This is a genomic window from Pseudoalteromonas sp. T1lg65, assembly GCF_051930985.1.
In the GTDB taxonomy this organism is placed as follows: domain Bacteria; phylum Pseudomonadota; class Gammaproteobacteria; order Enterobacterales; family Alteromonadaceae; genus Pseudoalteromonas.
The window spans coordinates 112,501-129,757 of record NZ_CP196837.1; the positions used below are offsets into that span (position 1 = coordinate 112,501).

The window sequence follows — 17,257 nt, forward strand, 5'->3', positions numbered from 1 at the left end:
CTAAACCGACACAGGTGGTCAGGTAGAGAATACTAAGGCGCTTGAGAGAACTCGGGTGAAGGAACTAGGCAAAATTGTACCGTAACTTCGGGAGAAGGTACGCTCTTGTTTGTGAAGGACTTGCTCCGTAAGCAGACGAGAGCCGCAGTGACCAGGTGGCTGGGACTGTTTATTAAAAACACAGCACTGTGCAAAATCGTAAGATGACGTATACGGTGTGACACCTGCCCGGTGCCGGAAGGTTAATTGATGGGGTTAGCGTATGCGAAGCTCTTGATCGAAGCCCCGGTAAACGGCGGCCGTAACTATAACGGTCCTAAGGTAGCGAAATTCCTTGTCGGGTAAGTTCCGACCTGCACGAATGGTGTAACCATGGCCACGCTGTCTCCACCCGAGACTCAGTGAAATTGAAATCGCAGTGAAGATGCTGTGTACCCGCGGCTAGACGGAAAGACCCCGTGAACCTTTACTACAGCTTGGCACTGAACATTGACCCTACATGTGTAGGATAGGTGGGAGGCTTTGAAGCAGAGACGCTAGTTTCTGTGGAGCCGACCTTGAAATACCACCCTTGTAGTGTTGATGTTCTAACTTAGGCCCCTAATCGGGGTTGAGGACAGTGCCTGGTGGGTAGTTTGACTGGGGCGGTCTCCTCCCAAAGAGTAACGGAGGAGCACGAAGGTTTGCTAAGTACGGTCGGACATCGTACGGTTAGTGTAATGGTAGAAGCAAGCTTAACTGCGAGACAGACACGTCGAGCAGGTACGAAAGTAGGTCATAGTGATCCGGTGGTTCTGAATGGAAGGGCCATCGCTCAACGGATAAAAGGTACTCCGGGGATAACAGGCTGATACCGCCCAAGAGTTCATATCGACGGCGGTGTTTGGCACCTCGATGTCGGCTCATCACATCCTGGGGCTGAAGTCGGTCCCAAGGGTATGGCTGTTCGCCATTTAAAGTGGTACGCGAGCTGGGTTTAGAACGTCGTGAGACAGTTCGGTCCCTATCTGCCGTGGGCGTTTGAGAATTGAGAGGGGCTGCTCCTAGTACGAGAGGACCGGAGTGGACGAACCGCTGGTGTTCGGGTTGTGATGCCAATTGCATTGCCCGGTAGCTACGTTCGGAATCGATAACCGCTGAAAGCATCTAAGCGGGAAGCGAGCCTCGAGATGAGTTCTCACTTGGAGTTCGACTCCACTAAAGGGCCGTTGAAGACTACAACGTTGATAGGCGAGATGTGGAAGTGGTGTGAGCCATTAAGCTAACTCGTACTAATTACCCGTGAGGCTTAACCATACAACGCCAAAGTGGTTTAAGCGACAGAAGTTGATGAAACTGAAGTAGACGAAGAATTTAATTAAGCTTTCCAGATTTTATATCGATGAGCGGATGCTTGTTGATGAACAGAATTTCCTGGTGAACATAGCGTTTTGGAACCACCTGACCCCATGCCGAACTCAGAAGTGAAACAAAACAGCGTCGATGATAGTGTGGCAGCTGCCATGTGAAAGTAGAACATCGCCAGGGCATTATTAGAAAAACCCGATTCGAAAGAGTCGGGTTTTTTGCTTTTTGTCTTTACCAAACCTGACCATGTTGGAAGGCGCTTTGCTTTTCCAACCTACCAAAATACTTTCATCACCACACCTGGTAGGTCGGCATAAGCGCAGCGCCATCCGACGTCAAACAACGATAACCAATGTAGCAATTGATGATAGTGTGGCAGCTGCCATGTGCTCTCTATTTAAAAGAGCGGAACATCGCCAGGGCCTTATAAGAGAAACCCGTTGCAGCAATGCGACGGGTTTTTTTGCTTTTTGTCTTTTGCAAACCTGACCATGTTGGAAGGCGCTTCGCTTTTCCAACCTACCAAAATACTTTCATCACCACACCTGGTCGGTCGACATAAGCGCAGCACCATCCGACGTGACAAATACTACTTTCTCATATATCTTGCGGGCGGTTGATTAAAGACTTTTTTAAATGCCGTATTAAATGCTGAGCTGGATTCATATCCAAGCTGCTCCGCAATCGCTTGTTGTGTCTCACCTGCAGCGAGCATTTCTACCGCTCGAATTGCCCTTAATCTTTGTTTCCATTGACTAAAAGACATTGCAAAGCACTTATCAAATAGTCTGTTTAGGGTTCTTGAAGATGCGCCGACCCGTTCGCCCCATTGTGCCAATGTCAAATTACAACCTGGATTTGAGTAGAGTTCAGTCACAATCGCTTGAAGTCTTGGCTCTTCGGCTTTTGGGATAAAAAAGGCGCTAGTAGGCGCTTGCTCTATCTGATCGATAAAGACTTGAATAAACCGCTCTACGTACGGTGTCTGCTCATAATTTTCTTGCCATGTGCATATTTCTAAAATGATTTCCTTTAGTAAATTATCAACAACAATACATTTTGCCGAATCCCCTAATAAATCAGCATACTTTTCATCGATATAAACACTACGAAAGTGTCCTCCATATCGACAGAAGGTTTCGTGTTCCAAATTGGGCGGTATCCACAGCGCTTGTTGAGGTTGTATGACAAAAGTGCCTTGTGGTGTTTGTACCGTCATTACTGCATCACTGAGGTAAGTTAATTGTCCCCATCTATGACTGTGTGATTGTACATGTTCCTTTGCTGGCATGGTCAGAGCTCTAGGTATAACCGGTCTGCCTAGTGATTCTCTACGAAATCGAGTCTGAACGGATAACCAAGGTGAGGTTGTCTTATTTGATAAATCTTTTGTCATAAATTCAAATTAAGGACAAGTTGGGATGCTCGTATACTAGCCAAGTGAACATTCATCGGCAACCAATTGAAGGAATTAATAATGATACAGACGCGAGATAGCTTAGCACCTTCTCCATTTAGTTTTTTGGCATTAGCGACTATTGTGATGGCAATGACATTTTCAGCTTGGAACGCATTACTGAATAACTTTGCTGTTGAGCAAGCTGCATTTAATGGTGCACATATTGGGATGCTTCAGTCACTTCGAGAAGTTCCTGGGTTTTTAGCATTTACAGCAGTATTCATTCTATTGGTATTAAAAGAGCAAAGCTTTGCGTTGATCAGCTTGTGCTTACTTTGCATCGGTGTCACGTTGACTGGCTTTTTTCCGACCGTGTATGGTTTATATGCTACAACGGTTCTGATGTCTGTGGGTTTTCATTATTTTGAAACGTTAAATCAGTCACTCAGTTTGCAGTGGTTTAACAAAGAAGAAGCACCAGAAAAGCTAGGCCAGCTGATGTCGATAAAATCAATCGCTTCGCTACTGACCTTCGCATTGATTTGGATTGCCTTTACCTGGTTCAACCTTGGTTACGTATGGACTTATGCAATTTTTGGTATCGCTGGTATGTTACTGACAACATATATGGCGTTAAGCTATCCACAATTTACACAGCATGCTACTCAACATAAAAAACTTATCTTACGTAAAAAATATAGTTTGTACTACGTACTCACTTTTTTCTCTGGTGCGAGACGGCAGATATTTATGGTGTTTGCCGGGTTTCTAATGGTCGAAAAGTTCGGCTTTGATGTTGCGCAGATCACCGCACTATATATGCTAAATCATGTTATCAATATTTTTGTTGCGCCGAGAATTGGTAAGATGATTTCACGCATTGGTGAGCGAAAAACATTGTCCATTGAATACATTGGATTGATATTGGTATTTGTTGGCTATGCGCTCGTTGAATCTCCTGTTTTTGCAGCGGCACTGTATCTTATCGATCACTTATTCTTTGCCATGGCAATAGCACTAAAAACCTACTTTCAAAAAATTGCGCAACCAGAAGACATCGCCGCCACCGCAGGGGTCAGCTTTACAATCAATCATATCGCAGCTGTCGTTATCCCTGCTAGTTTCGGTATTGTATGGTTATATGATCAATCTTTGGTGTTCTATTTTGGCGCGGCGTTAGCGTTATGCTCTTTGCTGCTTAGTCAGTTCGTTAGCACCGACAAGCAGCCTGTTGAATTGGTGAAAGGCGTATGAGGTAACTCACTTCCCTTAAGTTATACCTCTACCACACCAAACCACGCGGCCTGCAATACCATGTTGTGCCGCGTTTTCAGCATTAATCTGCCAGTTTGGATAATCAGGGTTGTCACTTATCACATCAAACAAGTTATGTTTTGGTTTGATACGCTTTGCCATTAATCCATCTTCTGTTTGCACCACATAAACACCTTCATTGCGGGGCTGGTTTTGTGACAAATCAACTAACACCATATCGCCATCAAACAAAGTGGGTTGCATACTTTCGCCGCGAATAGAGACGAATGCGAGTTGATCGGAGTAGACCCCAAGCTGACTGTTGAGCCAGCGGGTATTGAGAGCAAATTGCTCACGGATTTCTTCATAGCCATTGACGCTTCCCATACCTGCACTGGCTTCAATGTCTAACTTAGGAATTAAAGTGAGGTCGTCTGCAACTTGGTTAATAGATTGCTCAGATGGTTGCTCCCCTGTGAGTAACCAATTTAAGTCAACTGAAAAGAGCGTATATAAATGCTCTAGGTATTGCATTGAAGGCCGACTAAGCCCTTTGCAGATACGGTAAATATGAGAGGGTGACTTACCAGTGAGCAGGGCGAACTGACGTTTATTACCACCAGCAAACTGCTCAACAAGAGTGACAAATCGACGAGAAAAAGCAGAACTCATAAGACGATGATAACGATTGGATTATTTTATCGCGAAGCTTACTGACAGTTGTTGCCATTGTATAGCGTACCAAGTTTGATTGGCTAAAGGCTGAGCGTATTTCTTAATATTGGCATTCGACTATGGTCGAATATGTCTGAGGTGTACAAAATTCATCCATACGATACGCTGGTCTGGCAAGTCGATAATTCAACAAATGCCAGCGTGACTTGTTTTTAACTGGCCAACAACATGGATAAAGGTTATGAAATTTACAACAACATTATTAGCGGTAATACCGCTTGTCACAGCGGTGCACCCAGTGTTAGCGGCAGACTGTACTGGTCTACCTACTTGGTCCTCTTCGCAGGTATACATAGGCGGAAATCTAGTTAAACATTTAGCTAAACGTTATGAAGCTAAATGGTGGAACCAAAACCAAGATCCGTCTGCCAATTCAGGTCCCTGGGATGTTTGGAGGTATTTAGATGATTGTGAGCCAGTCCAACCTAAGCCTGAGGTGAAAATTACGACTCCTAACGCTGGTGCAAGGTTAGTCCTTGGATCGTCAGTAACCTTATCAGCTGAAGCAAGCCATCCGCAGGGCGTACAAATCGAACGCGTCGAGTTTTATATGGACAATGTACTCGTTGCAACCGATCAAACCTCGCCATATACCTATCTTTGGCAAGCTCAAGGTTTAGGGCAACATACCTTGAATGCTAAAGCAATCGACGCTAGTGACATGATGAGTGAGTCAAGCGAGGTGTCATTCAGCGTTGTGACAGACGACCCCATTCCTGACGATGGATTCAAAATTGTGGGGTACTTTCCAAGCTGGCAAGGCAGCGTGGATGACATTCAGTTTGATAAGCTAACACATATTAATTATTCATTTTTGCTACCGAACGCAGACGGCACCCTAAAACCATTAGAGAATTTAGATAAAATGACAGCGCTTGTCACAGCGGCTCATGGCCAAGGTGTTAAAGTTGGCATTGCTATTGGTGGATGGAACGGTGGCGATGATAGTGCATTTGAAACCTTCGCTAATTCAGCCCAAGGGCGTACTCGCTTCGTTCAGGAAGTAATGGCATTTGTCGTGCGTCACAATCTCGATGGTGTGGATATGGATTGGGAATACCCAGATCCTGGCGCATCAGCTGAAAACTATGCGCTGTTGATGAAAGAGTTAGGCCAAGCGTTGCATCAAGAAAATAAGTTTTTGACCGCCGCAGTTGTTGCCTTGGGTTATACCGGCGGCGGTGTGTTGGAATCCGTATTTGATGACATCGATTTTCTTAACTTGATGGCTTATGACGCTAACAATGCAAACCATGCTTCAATGCAATATGCAAAAGACTCCATTGCTTATTGGCAGGCACGCGGGTTGGCCAAGGAAAAAACGGTGTTAGGTGTGCCATTTTATGCAAGGCCAACATGGAAAGCCTATAAAACGTTATTACAAGAAAACTCAGCAAATGCGTGTCGAGATACCGATGGCAGTAGCTATTACAATGGTATTCCAACAATTCGGGCTAAGACTGAGTACGCCAAGTTAAACGCTGGCGGTATCATGAACTGGGAATTATCACATGACAGTAATGGTCCAGCATCGTTATTGACGGCGAAGTGGGAAGTCGCGAAAGGCTTAAGTCCAAGTTATAACTGTCAATAATTACGGTATGACTAAAGACTCAGCAATCGGGAAGGGAGTTTTGGTTGCTGGGTATTTTCAAAAAGAAGGCTGACAGCATATTTTTCAATATCTAGCCTCAAAACACTGCTTACAAACAGCGTTCCATTACACTACATGTCATATAGGGTGAGCTGGGGCGTTGGCACCAATAAACATTGTTTGTGGTATCACACCTGCCGGTTTCTGGACCACGACCACCTGCCGCTTGTGGTGTTAGTTTTACTGCGAGGTGGCTGTTTTTATAATCTAATTGTTTTAGGTTTTTCTTAGCTAGGGTAAGTTTCATTTTATTTTCCTTTAAATGTGTATGTCTTCAAGAGACATTTCCACCCTACTGTATTGCACAATAAATGTATAGCGAGATGCGGCGGTCGTATCTTTGTGACACGACCGCCCGGTAGTTAAAGCGCTTTAAAGCGAATTGCAACACCGCCGCTCGGTGCTAGTTGCAAGGTAAGCTTATCTTTGCTGGTTACTTTTTGACGATAGATGTTCATCTCATACGGGTTTTGTTTCCATTCTGCCTTTTCACCATCTGCATAGATCTGAGCCTCGAACGTTTTACCCGACTCAAGAAAGTCTAGCGAGATCGGGATATTTCTAGAGTGCTCATCGGTAACTGCGCCCAAAAACCAATCGTTACCGCTGTAGTGTTTATGTTTGCGCTCTTTTCTAGCGAAAACCACGTAGTCTCCGACTTCCCCAGCTAACGCAATACTTTTTTCCCAATCTGTTGGGACGTCTTTGATGAATTGAAAGGCATCTGGTTTGGCAAGGTAGTTTTCTGGTAAATCTGCCGCCATTTGAATTGGGCTGTATAACACCACATAAAGAGCAAGCTGCTTCGCTAAAGTCGTTTGTGGGCGGTTGGTTTGATCACCAAGACCATTAAAGCCCATATCGAAAATACCTGGAGTAAAGTCCATTGGGCCAGATAACATGCGGGTAAAAGCGAGCATTGGCACGTGTTCTGGTGGGTTAGGTGGTGTTCCCCACGCATTGAATTCTTGACCTCGGGCGCCTTCTCGGGCAATCCAATTTGGATAAGTGCGACGCAGGCCTGTATCTTTGATAGGTTCATGGGTATTGATACTAATTTTATGCTTTGCAGCGAGTTTTACGTTATCTAAATACTCATTTGCCATAAATTGACCATCATGCCATTCAAATCTGGCATTGCCATTGGCATCTATGCGTTTGATGTTGCCACCATCGGCAACATAGCCAGTTTTTACCTGGCGTACACCCGCCTTTTCATAGAGTGCAAACGCTGCTTCCATTTGGTTTCGATAATTTGTGACATTTCCTGATGTTTCGTGGTGGCCAATTAAACGAGCACCGACTTTCTCGCCATGTTTGGCGATGGCGTCGATATCAAAATCTGGGTATGCCTCAGTAAAGCTAAATACATCTCCATTAAAAAACCAATCACCATCCCAACCGGTGTTCCACCCTTCAACTAATACCCCATCGAAGCCATTTTCTGCTGCAAATGTTAGATATTGCTTAGTGCGCTCTGTCGTTGCGCCATGTTTTTCGCCGCTCCCCCAAGTGTGTTTATTGATGTGCATTCCCCACCAAATCCCCATATATTTACCCGGTTCAACCCATGAAACATCTCCTAGCTTGTTCGGCTCATTCAGGTTAAGAATAAGATGAGAATTGAGTAAGTCTTTGGCCTCACCACCAATTTGCAGCGTGCGCCACGGTGTGTTGAACTTGCCATTAGTTTTAACCGCAATGCCGTCTGACCAAGGTGTCAGGTCGGCAACAAAAGTGCCCGGGCGGCGTTGATTTAGAGTCATCGCGGCGTAATCTACTAACGCGGCTTCGTGCACACTGATATGCACGCCATTTTTGTTTTTCATTGTAAATGGCGTGTGGACATGTACAGCATCGTGCAGCGCGGTCGTGTTGTACACATATTCGTAGCGGTTCCAGCCTCTGGCGGGTATCCACCAGGCCGTGCTTTTATCACTTTCAGCAAAAACAAACTCGGTGAGCTCTCTGACGATATTTAATGCTTGGTTTTGCGCAACTTCATAGCGAAACCCTAAGCCGTCGTCAAAAACTCGAAAACGTAGCGTATATTTGGGCTGATTGTTTTCGGTATCCACTAGGGTAACCGCAAGTTCATTGTGATGATCACGGATAACGCTTGATTCACCCCATGGTTGCTGCCACGATTGGTCAACAGAATTACGTTGATGTGCGCCAATAGCTAAGCCATCTCGCATCGAAGGGGCTTTGGCAAAATCAAAACCGAGTTTGGAAGGGTTAATAATTGGTTGTTTATTAAAACTAACCTGATAGCTGGGTTGATTATTGTCGTCGCTAATGACGACAGAGATCTCGCCATTGGGAGAAGTTACTTCTAATGACGCCGCCAAACTGGTGGTACTGATGGTCCCCAATGTTAATAAACTATATGCAATTGCACGCATGTGTGTCCCTAGTGATCTTTGTTATTTACACTAAGCTTACTGTTGGATATTGATTTAACAGAAAAATCTGCATACGTATTCATAGAAAAATGCGATGAATGGGAAGTTTCAGCAGTCCGGTCTCATAAATTGATAGCGTGCTGGGATTGAAAACAAGAGGAAGGATATATGAATAAGCGCAGTTGTCAGAGGTTGTTCAGCTTAGGCTTGCTTCTTACTGCTTTTTGCAAGCCGTTATTCGCTCTAGAAGTGCAAATAACTAATCGTGACGGAGCACCGTTGGCAAATGCTGCCGTATGGATAAATGCTAAAGGGCTGGCGCCTATTGTGGCTGCTGAGTCATACCACATGGGACAGAAAGAGAAAGCGTTCACGCCTCATTTATTAATAGTGCCCAAAGGTGCTCAGGTTAGTTTTCCAAACTTTGACTCTATCCTACACCATGTTTATTCGTTTTCTCCTGCAAAGCCTTTCGAGATCAAGCTCTACCGTGATGATCCTAAAAACATTTTGTTCGACCAAGCCGGTATCGTTGAGTTGGGCTGTAACATTCATGACTGGATGCTAGGGTATATCCTCGTTGTAGACGCTGGCGCTTTTGCCATAACCGATGCTAATGGGCGGGCTACTCTAGCGGTAGAAAACAGCGCTCTCAAAAATGTGACCATGCAAGTCTGGCACGAGCGATTTACAGACTTACAGCTGCCAGAGTCATTGCTGTTACCTGAGGTAAGAGAGCTGCAAGTTATCCGTTATCAACTGCAACAGCAACTATTGGCTCCTATTGAGGACTTCAGTGATGAATTCGACGATTATTAAACTTATTCCTTGGCTGATGGTGAGTCAGGGTGTATTCGCACTTGAGTTTTCCGGACAAGGACAAGTTCAAGCCAGTTGGCAGCAGGATGATGATAATAGGGCTTGGTACAATGAAGGGTGGGGGAATACTCGTTTTGGTAAGGGAGAATCGGATATTCTTCTCAACCGAGCTGTGCTTGACTGGCGTGTAGACGCTGGTAGCAGCTGGTCCGTACATGGCGTTACGCAATATCAGCCCGATCCAGACGATAAGCTTGGCTTTACTGAGTTGTATCTTCAATATCGAACATTACCAAACAATGGCATTCGCTGGTCGGCAAGAGTGGGTGGTTTTTATCCTAAGTTTTCTATTGAAAATCCAGATATAGGTTGGTCATCGCCCTACACCTACCATTATTCAGCTATCAATGCTTGGATGGGTGAAGAGGTAAGGGCGTTTGGCGGCGAAGTTAATCTTGAAAAGCCAAAAACACGCCGTAGTCGAGGCCAAGGGTGGAAAACGAGTCTGGGGGTTTTTAAAGGCAATGATCCTGCAGGGACCTTATTGGCATGGCGTGGCTTTGCAATTCACGACAGGCAAACGGTGTTTAACGAGCGGATCGCTTTTGCAGGTATTGCCGCACTAAATGCGCCACAGTTGGCCAATCAGGCACAGTTTGATGAGCCGTTCACAGAGGTGGACGGTCGCTTTGGTTACTACTTAGGCTATCATCGGCAGGTATCTGTTCGACAAGAATTTAATGTGTACTGGTATGATAACAACGGCGATCCAGCCGCAGTAAACTATAAAACAGGGCAATACGCTTGGGATAGCAAATTTTTAAGTGTGGCCTGGCGTTACAAGCTCACACCAGAAACTCAACTGTTGGTACAAGGTCTGAGTGGTAATACCGCAATGGGACCGAGACGAGGGGTAGATAACGACTTTCATAGTTGGTTTGCACTGCTTAGCCACCGTTGGCAACAGTTTCGTTTTTCCGCCCGGGTTGAACAATTCAAAGTCATTGATAAAGACACTTGGCAATTTGATCCTAACCAAAGCGATGGAAAAGGTATCACCTTATCGCTGCGTTATGAAGTCACTCAAGCATGGCAACTAGGTGCAGAGTGGTTGTATGTCGACTCGATGGTGGCTAACCGCACTGGGCTCGGTGCGAAGGTTAATCAGACAGAGCAAGTCTGGCGATTAGGGGTTGATTATCGGTTTCACCTCTAGTCATGATGACCCTCACATCGCATGCGACGGTCACCAAAACTTAACCTGTTAATCCACCAGTCGATTGACGCCATTTAAAGCGGCAACACGGTAGGCTTCTGCCATGGTTGGATAGTTGAAGGTGGTATTAATAAAGTACTCAATATTATTGCCACCGCCTTTTTGTTCCATAATGGCTTGGCCAATGTGGATAATTTCAGAGGCCCGCTCACCAAAGCAATGAATACCTAAAATTTCTTTCGTTTGCGCATGGAATAAAATTTTCAGGCTGCCAACTTCTGTGCCCGTGATTTGCGCGCGCGCTAAATGTTTGAACTGTGCGCGTCCAACTTCGTAAGGGATTTTGGCCGCGGTGAGCTCTTGTTCGGTCTTACCAACTGAGCTCATTTCTGGAATAGTATAAATACCCGTCGGAATATCGGTAATTAACCGGTCATCACAAGTTCCATGGACAATGGCGTTGGCTGCGATTCGGCCTTGGTCAAATGCCGCGCTTGCTAGACTGGGGTATCCGATAACATCGCCAACCGCATAAATATTATCAACGTCGGTTTGATAATGCTCATTCACTTTGAGCTGACCGCGTTTATCTGCCTTCAAGCCGACCGAGTCTAAATTTAAGGTTTCGGTGTTACCAGAACGGCCATTGGCCCATAAAATACAATCGGCGCGTACTTTTTTGCCTGATTGCAGGTGTAACACAATACCATTATCGTGGGTTTCAACTTTGGCAAACTCTTCATTATGGCGGATCACGATGCCGCTATTCCAAAAATGATAGCTCAGTGCATCAGAGATCTCAGCGTCCATAAACGCCAACAAGCGGTCGCGGGTGTTAATTAGGTCAACTTTAGCGCCTAGCCCCTTGAAAATAGATGCATATTCACAACCGATAACCCCCGCACCATAAATTAACACCCGTTGTGGATTGTGAGTCAGGCTTAAAATTGTGTCACTGTCATACACCCGCGGGTGTGTGAAGTCTACTCCAGGTGGGCGATAAGGGCGTGAACCGGTTGCGATAACGATGGTTTTCGCGGTGAGCGTCTCGTGGCTGCCATCTTGGTGACTTACCTTGATGGTATGTGCATCAATAAAGCTGGCATCACCTTGATATAGGTGGATGCGGTTACGTTCATAAAAGCTCGAACGTAGCGTGGATTGCTTGGAAATCACGTCGCTGGCATGATGCAAAATATCTTGGAAAGTATGTCGCTGAGGACGCTCGGTAAAGCGATAAAGTGGGTTAGCTTTGTATTCGATTAAGCGGCTGACTGAGTGACGTAAGGCTTTTGATGGGATCGTACCCCAATGCACACAGCCGCCGCCGACAGCATGTTGCTTTTCAATGACGGCGACTTTTTTACCGCTTTTCGATAGGTTCATGGCCGCGCCTTCACCGCCAGGACCAGTACCAATAATAACGGCATCGTATTGATAGGATGCCGTTAATTCACTATTTTGCTCGGTGACTTTTTTACTCACGAATTTGCCCCTTTGAACTAAAACTTAGCCGCCTTGAGCGGCTAAGTGGAGGCTACCTTGATCAACTTGTTGCGTGGTTTAGCAGCCTCGAATTTAATGCTAGCCAAGCTTGTTTTTGGTTTTGCCAAGCTTGTTCTAATTCTCTGTATTGTTGTCGTAACGCAGATTGCTCACATTGCTCGAGCATCGCGTGTTTCTTCGCTTCTAATACTTGCTTTTGTATAGCACAGAATGTCTGAAGTTTTTTGAGAAGTAAATCATACTCTTGTTGTAACAATGTAAGTTTATCTTGTGCTAAAGGCAATGTTGCTAATCGGACACGGGTCTTTTGCAGTAAGGTTTCAGCTTTGGCTTTTTCAATGCGTTCAACCGGCGTGCGCTTTAGTTTACTGGCTAGTCCAACGGCGGCAAAAGTACGGATCAGCCACTTGGTTGGATCGTAGTGGTACCAGCGGATGCCATTGCGATAGTCACTGGCAAAAATGTGATGAAAGTTATGATAACCTTCCCCATAAGTGAGTAGCGCTAAGAAGCCGTTATCGCGAGCCGTATTTTTTTCTGTGTATGGGCGTTTGCCCCAAATGTGGGCGAGAGAATTGATAAAGAAAGTGAAATGCTGGCTCAACACCAAACGCAGTACACCGGCTAGCAACAACATGCCGAATATATCACCAAGTAACAACCCTAACAGCAGTGGAATACCTATATTAGTGGTCCACACTAGCTTCATGTAATGTTTGTGCTGCCACATCACGATTTTATTGCGCTGTAGATCTCTGGCGTTACTGTAGTCACCATAACTCTCCCCCTGGTAATCACGTAACATCCAGCCAATGTGGCTGTACCAAAAGCCGTTGGTTGCAGCATACGGATCTTTGACGGGATCATCCACTTGACCGTGGTGAACACGGTGATCACTGCTCCAATGTAAGGCGCTGTTTTGTAGTGCAAACGCGCCACCTAATGCAAAAATAAATTGGACAACCGGATGGGCATCATAGGCTTTGTGTGCCCATAACCGGTGATAACCTGCTGTGATCGACAGGCCAGCATAAAACATGCAGCCAATAAAGGCGAACCAATGGCTGGTGGTATAACCATATTCAAATCCGTACCACGGAACTAGGGTTACGGCTGCTAGAAAAGACAAACTGAAAAACAGCACGTTTGTCCAAATGAGAGGTGGTTTTTTCATCGAGATTCTCTAAAGATTTAAATTTCAGCGTACAGCTGTACGCTAAAATAATATTTCATTCTTCTCCCGTCAAGTATTAGACTGCGGTTTATTGCCCTTAAAAACGAACTGACCGGAGAAGGACTGATGGCAGGAGTACGTGCCCAGCAGAAACAAAAAACACGACAAGCCTTAATAGAAGCGGCGTTTAACCAATTGAGTGCTGAGCATAGTTTTTCTAATTTGAGCCTTCGTGAAGTTGCACGTGAAGCAGGTATCGCCCCGACCTCGTTTTATCGTCACTTTAAAGATATGAATGAGCTGGGACTAACCATGGTTGATGAGGCTGGATTGACGCTTAGACAGCTAATGCGTCAAGCTAGGCAGCGTATTGCCAAAGGGGGCAGTGTGATTAATACATCGGTACACACATTTATGGAGTTTACCGAAGAGTCCAGTAACCAGTTTCGACTATTGTTGCGCGAACGTTCAGGTACTTCAAAAGCATTTCGCGCCGCCGTAGCCAGAGAAATCAAACACTTTATCTTAGAGTTGGCCCACTATCTTGAAACTGAAACGCATGTCGATGCTTATCACGCTCACATGCAGGCGGAAGCGATGGTGACATTGGTATTTAGTGCCGGTGCTGAAGCGTTAGATCAAGATCCGCAGCAGCGTGCTGAATTAACCGAACGGTTGAAATGGCAGTTACGATATATCGCCAAAGGCGCAAGTGGTTACGCCAAATCGTCCTCAAGCCAATAAAAATCCAACTTTTCTGGTAAGTAAATAAAATCCATAAGATAGTCTCATTACTTGCCAGCTATACACTGATATCAATCAATGGGTGTTTTTTATTCCTAAATTTGTTTTTTTAGGTCTTAAGCTTCCTTTTCTAAACAGTTTTCAATCCAAAAAATGGAAATTTTATGCTTGTAATGCCTTTCTGAAGCATGTTAAAACATAGCCAATTCATCAACAGGTAACTCAAGCTCAATGACATTTTTTAACCGCATTTCACTTCTCCTTAACCTGCTACTGGTAAACCGTAGGGGTGGAGTGTAGTTGTGTAAGTTGAGCAACATAAACATTAGACACCCCGCACATCGCGGGGTTTTTTTTGGCTGAGGAATGGGTATGCAAGATAAAGTTTGGATTTTTGACACGACGCTGAGGGATGGTGAGCAGGCATTAAAAGCCAGCTTAACAGAAGAAGACAAAATACAACTGGCGCACACAATTAGTCGACTTAACGTTGACGTGATGGAAGTTGGTTTTCCGGTTTCTAGCCCGGCGGACTTTCGTGCTGTACAACGTATTGCGGCGGAAGTGAAAGGTCCTGCTATATGCGGGCTCGCTCGAGCTGTGGCAAAAGATATTGAAGCGTGCGGAGAAGCGCTAAAGCCCGCTGAGCAAAGTCGTATTCATACTTTTATTGCGACCAGTCCTCTTCATTTGCAACATAAACTGCGTATGAGCCTTGCTGATGCAACCAGCATGGCAGTGAAAGCGATTAAGCAAGCGAGAAACTATACCGATGATGTTGAGTTTTCTTGTGAAGATGCTGGACGTACGCCACATGCTGATTTATGTCGTATTGTGGAAGCTGCAATTGACGCAGGTGCTTCGACCATCAATTTGCCTGATACCGTCGGTTACGTTACGCCCGATGAGTATGCTGCGATGATCCACCATATTCGCAACAATGTGCCAAATATCGATAAAGCGCGTCTGAGTGTTCATTGCCATAATGATTTAGGCTTAGCCGTTGCTAACTCGATTGCTGCGGTGCAAGCCGGTGCGAGACAAATTGAATGTACTATCAATGGCATCGGTGAACGCGCTGGCAATTGCTCGTTAGAAGAAGTGGCGATGATCATGAAAATGCGTCATGACCACTTACAGGTATACACCGATATTCGCAGCGAAGAAATCTATCGTGCTTCACGTCAAGTGGCGAAAATTTGCAACATGCCAGTACAGCCAAACAAAGCTATTGTTGGTGAAAACGCATTTGCGCATAGTTCAGGTATTCACCAAGATGGTGTACTAAAAGCGCAAAACACTTACGAAATCATGTCGCCAGAAACTGTCGGCGTACCAAGCAATCAATTGAATATGACGTCGCGCTCTGGCCGTCATGTCATTGAACATCGCTTAGCCGAGCTAGGTTATCAAAAATCAGACTACGACATGGACAGCTTATACCAAAGCTTTCTAGAGTTGGCTGATCAAAAAGGGACGGTGTACGACTACGACTTAGAGGCGATGATTTACTTCAACCAAATCAATGCCCAAGACGATCGTTACAAGTTGCAATTCGTCAATGCTTCCTCTAATTCACAATCCATCGCTAGTGCCACTGTTGGTCTATCCATTCAAGACGACTTGAAACAAGAAGCTGCTACTGGTAACGGTCCCGTGGAAGCGGCATTTTTGGCCATCGCGCGGATCACTGGCATGGCAGTGGATGTGATTGAATACAACTTAGATGCGACAGGGCAAGGGGCGAGTTCATTAGGGCAGGTAGATATTATCGCTAAATACGATGGCAAGCAGTACCACGGTATGGGCCTAGCCGCAGATATCGTCGAGGCGTCGGTGCGCGCCATGATCCGCGTTTATAACTTAATTGATAGAGCACAACGAGTATCAAGTCTAAAACAACAAAGGAAAGCAGGATGAGTCAATCATACAAAATCGCCATTTTAGCCGGAGATGGTATCGGCCCTGAGGTTATGCAGGCTGCGGAATTGGTCCTTGATAAGGTATCGGAAATATTTAATTTTACGCTCAACAAGAGTTCACACTTAGTCGGTGGTGCAGCCATTGATCAACATGGTGTAGCTTTACCCGCTGAAACATTAGAAGCGGCGGAGGCTTCTGATGCCATTTTATTCGGCTCGGTGGGTGGTCCTAAGTGGCAGCATTTACCCCCTGAGCAACAACCAGAACGAGCTTCTTTGCTGCCATTGCGTAAGCACTTTCAGTTGTTTTGTAATCTGCGTCCAGCGCAGTTGTTACCCGCATTGAGCGCAGCATCCCCATTGCGAGCCGATATTAGCCAACAAGGCTTTGATATTTTGTGTGTACGAGAGCTTACCGGCGGCATTTACTTTGGTGATAAAGGACGCTCAGGCACTGGTGGCGAAGAAGCCGCGTTTGATACGCAAACATACTCTCGTGCTGAAATTGAGCGTATTGCGCGCTTTGCCTTTGATGCCGCCAGATTGCGTAACAACCATGTGACTTCTGTGGACAAGGCGAACGTATTAGCGACCAGCGTACTGTGGCGTGAAGTGGTGGAAGAAGTCGCTGTGGCATATCCAGATGTGACGTTAGAGCATATCTATATTGATAATGCTGCAATGCAGCTGGTTAAGCAGCCGAGTCAGTTTGATGTATTACTGTGCGATAACCTATTTGGCGACATTTTGTCTGACGAGTGCGCGATGATCACAGGATCAATGGGATTGTTACCATCGGCGAGTTTAAATCAGTCAGGCTTTGGCTTGTACGAACCAGCGGGCGGATCGGCCCCAGATATTGCGGGTAAAGGCATTGCCAACCCGATTGCACAGATCTTAAGTGCGGCATTAATGCTGCGCTACTCTCTATCACAAGATGAAGCGGCTAGAGCGATAGAAAAAGCGGTTGCTGAAACGGTGAAAGATGGTGTGGGGACGCCCGATATTTATCCATTAGCAGGTTGCACCACAATGGATGTCGCGCAGGCGATTGTTGACAGGTTATAAGAAGGACTGAGCAA

13 protein-coding genes and 2 rRNA genes (1 of these 15 cut by a window edge) are annotated in these 17,257 nt (G+C 45.5%); 9 read left to right on the forward strand and 6 right to left on the reverse strand.

Annotation, left to right across the window (positions count from 1 at the left end; all coding sequences use genetic code 11):
- Both ACSLBF_RS00510 and rrf read left to right on the forward strand, forming a co-directional pair.
- Nucleotides 1-1,296 (forward strand): 23S ribosomal RNA (locus ACSLBF_RS00510); it begins 1,586 nt to the left of the window's first position.
- A 116-nt stretch (nucleotides 1,297-1,412) separates the two neighbouring features.
- Nucleotides 1,413-1,527 (forward strand): 5S ribosomal RNA (gene rrf / locus ACSLBF_RS00515).
- 409 nt (nucleotides 1,528-1,936) lie between these two features.
- Here rrf and ACSLBF_RS00520 read toward each other — a convergent pair.
- On the reverse strand, nucleotides 1,937-2,638 hold the full coding sequence (locus tag ACSLBF_RS00520) for an AraC family transcriptional regulator (RefSeq protein WP_440054700.1): 702 nt from the start codon (nucleotides 2,636-2,638) through the stop codon (nucleotides 1,937-1,939).
- A gap of 186 nt (nucleotides 2,639-2,824) precedes the next feature.
- On the opposite strand from ACSLBF_RS00520, the gene ACSLBF_RS00525 reads away from it, so the two are divergent.
- Entirely contained in the window at nucleotides 2,825-4,000 is a 1,176-nt protein-coding gene (locus ACSLBF_RS00525) for an MFS transporter (protein WP_440054701.1), read from the forward strand.
- A gap of 15 nt (nucleotides 4,001-4,015) precedes the next feature.
- Here the strand turns inward: ACSLBF_RS00525 and ACSLBF_RS00530 are convergent, their stop codons facing one another.
- Nucleotides 4,016-4,672, reverse strand: coding sequence for an XRE family transcriptional regulator (locus ACSLBF_RS00530; RefSeq protein ID WP_440054702.1), 657 nt, complete (start codon nucleotides 4,670-4,672; stop codon nucleotides 4,016-4,018).
- Nucleotides 4,673-4,916: 244 nt separating this feature from the next.
- On the opposite strand from ACSLBF_RS00530, the gene ACSLBF_RS00535 reads away from it, so the two are divergent.
- The gene (locus tag ACSLBF_RS00535; RefSeq protein WP_440054703.1) at nucleotides 4,917-6,329 is read left to right on the forward strand and encodes a glycosyl hydrolase family 18 protein; all 1,413 of its coding nucleotides are present in this window, start codon (nucleotides 4,917-4,919) and stop codon (nucleotides 6,327-6,329) included.
- A 109-nt stretch (nucleotides 6,330-6,438) separates the two neighbouring features.
- Here the strand turns inward: ACSLBF_RS00535 and ACSLBF_RS00540 are convergent, their stop codons facing one another.
- Both ACSLBF_RS00540 and ACSLBF_RS00545 read right to left on the reverse strand, forming a co-directional pair.
- Complete coding sequence (locus ACSLBF_RS00540; RefSeq protein ID WP_440054704.1) at nucleotides 6,439-6,636, reverse strand: hypothetical protein; 198 nt, start codon at nucleotides 6,634-6,636, stop codon at nucleotides 6,439-6,441.
- A gap of 115 nt (nucleotides 6,637-6,751) precedes the next feature.
- Nucleotides 6,752-8,785, reverse strand: coding sequence for a glycoside hydrolase family 97 protein (locus tag ACSLBF_RS00545; protein ID WP_440056165.1), 2,034 nt, complete (start codon nucleotides 8,783-8,785; stop codon nucleotides 6,752-6,754).
- Nucleotides 8,786-8,962: 177 nt separating this feature from the next.
- Between ACSLBF_RS00545 and ACSLBF_RS00550 the strand changes: the two genes are divergently transcribed.
- Together ACSLBF_RS00550 and ACSLBF_RS00555 are read left to right on the forward strand one after the other, a co-directional pair.
- On the forward strand, nucleotides 8,963-9,613 hold the full coding sequence (locus ACSLBF_RS00550) for a methylamine utilization protein (RefSeq protein ID WP_440054705.1): 651 nt from the start codon (nucleotides 8,963-8,965) through the stop codon (nucleotides 9,611-9,613).
- On the forward strand, nucleotides 9,594-10,829 hold the full coding sequence (locus tag ACSLBF_RS00555) for a hypothetical protein (protein WP_440054706.1): 1,236 nt from the start codon (nucleotides 9,594-9,596) through the stop codon (nucleotides 10,827-10,829). Before ACSLBF_RS00550 ends, ACSLBF_RS00555 begins: the two co-directional genes overlap by 20 nt.
- 48 nt (nucleotides 10,830-10,877) lie before the next feature.
- On the opposite strand, the gene sthA is transcribed toward ACSLBF_RS00555, so the two are convergent.
- Nucleotides 10,878-12,314, reverse strand: coding sequence for a Si-specific NAD(P)(+) transhydrogenase (sthA, locus tag ACSLBF_RS00560; protein ID WP_440054707.1), 1,437 nt, complete (start codon nucleotides 12,312-12,314; stop codon nucleotides 10,878-10,880).
- A gap of 61 nt (nucleotides 12,315-12,375) precedes the next feature.
- Complete coding sequence (locus tag ACSLBF_RS00565) at nucleotides 12,376-13,509, reverse strand: acyl-CoA desaturase (protein ID WP_440054708.1); 1,134 nt, start codon at nucleotides 13,507-13,509, stop codon at nucleotides 12,376-12,378.
- 126 nt (nucleotides 13,510-13,635) lie between these two features.
- On the opposite strand from ACSLBF_RS00565, the gene fabR reads away from it, so the two are divergent.
- The 3 genes from fabR (at nucleotide 13,636) to leuB (ending at nucleotide 17,243) form a co-directional block, all read left to right on the forward strand.
- Nucleotides 13,636-14,253 (forward strand): HTH-type transcriptional repressor FabR, encoded by a 618-nt coding sequence (gene fabR, locus ACSLBF_RS00570; RefSeq protein ID WP_440054709.1) that lies wholly within the window; start codon nucleotides 13,636-13,638, stop codon nucleotides 14,251-14,253.
- Nucleotides 14,254-14,619: 366 nt separating this feature from the next.
- Nucleotides 14,620-16,173 (forward strand): 2-isopropylmalate synthase, encoded by a 1,554-nt coding sequence (leuA, locus tag ACSLBF_RS00575; RefSeq protein ID WP_440054710.1) that lies wholly within the window; start codon nucleotides 14,620-14,622, stop codon nucleotides 16,171-16,173.
- Entirely contained in the window at nucleotides 16,170-17,243 is a 1,074-nt protein-coding gene (leuB, locus tag ACSLBF_RS00580; protein WP_440054711.1) for a 3-isopropylmalate dehydrogenase, read from the forward strand. Before leuA ends, leuB begins: the two co-directional genes overlap by 4 nt.
- Nucleotides 17,244-17,257: the final 14 nt, after the last annotated feature.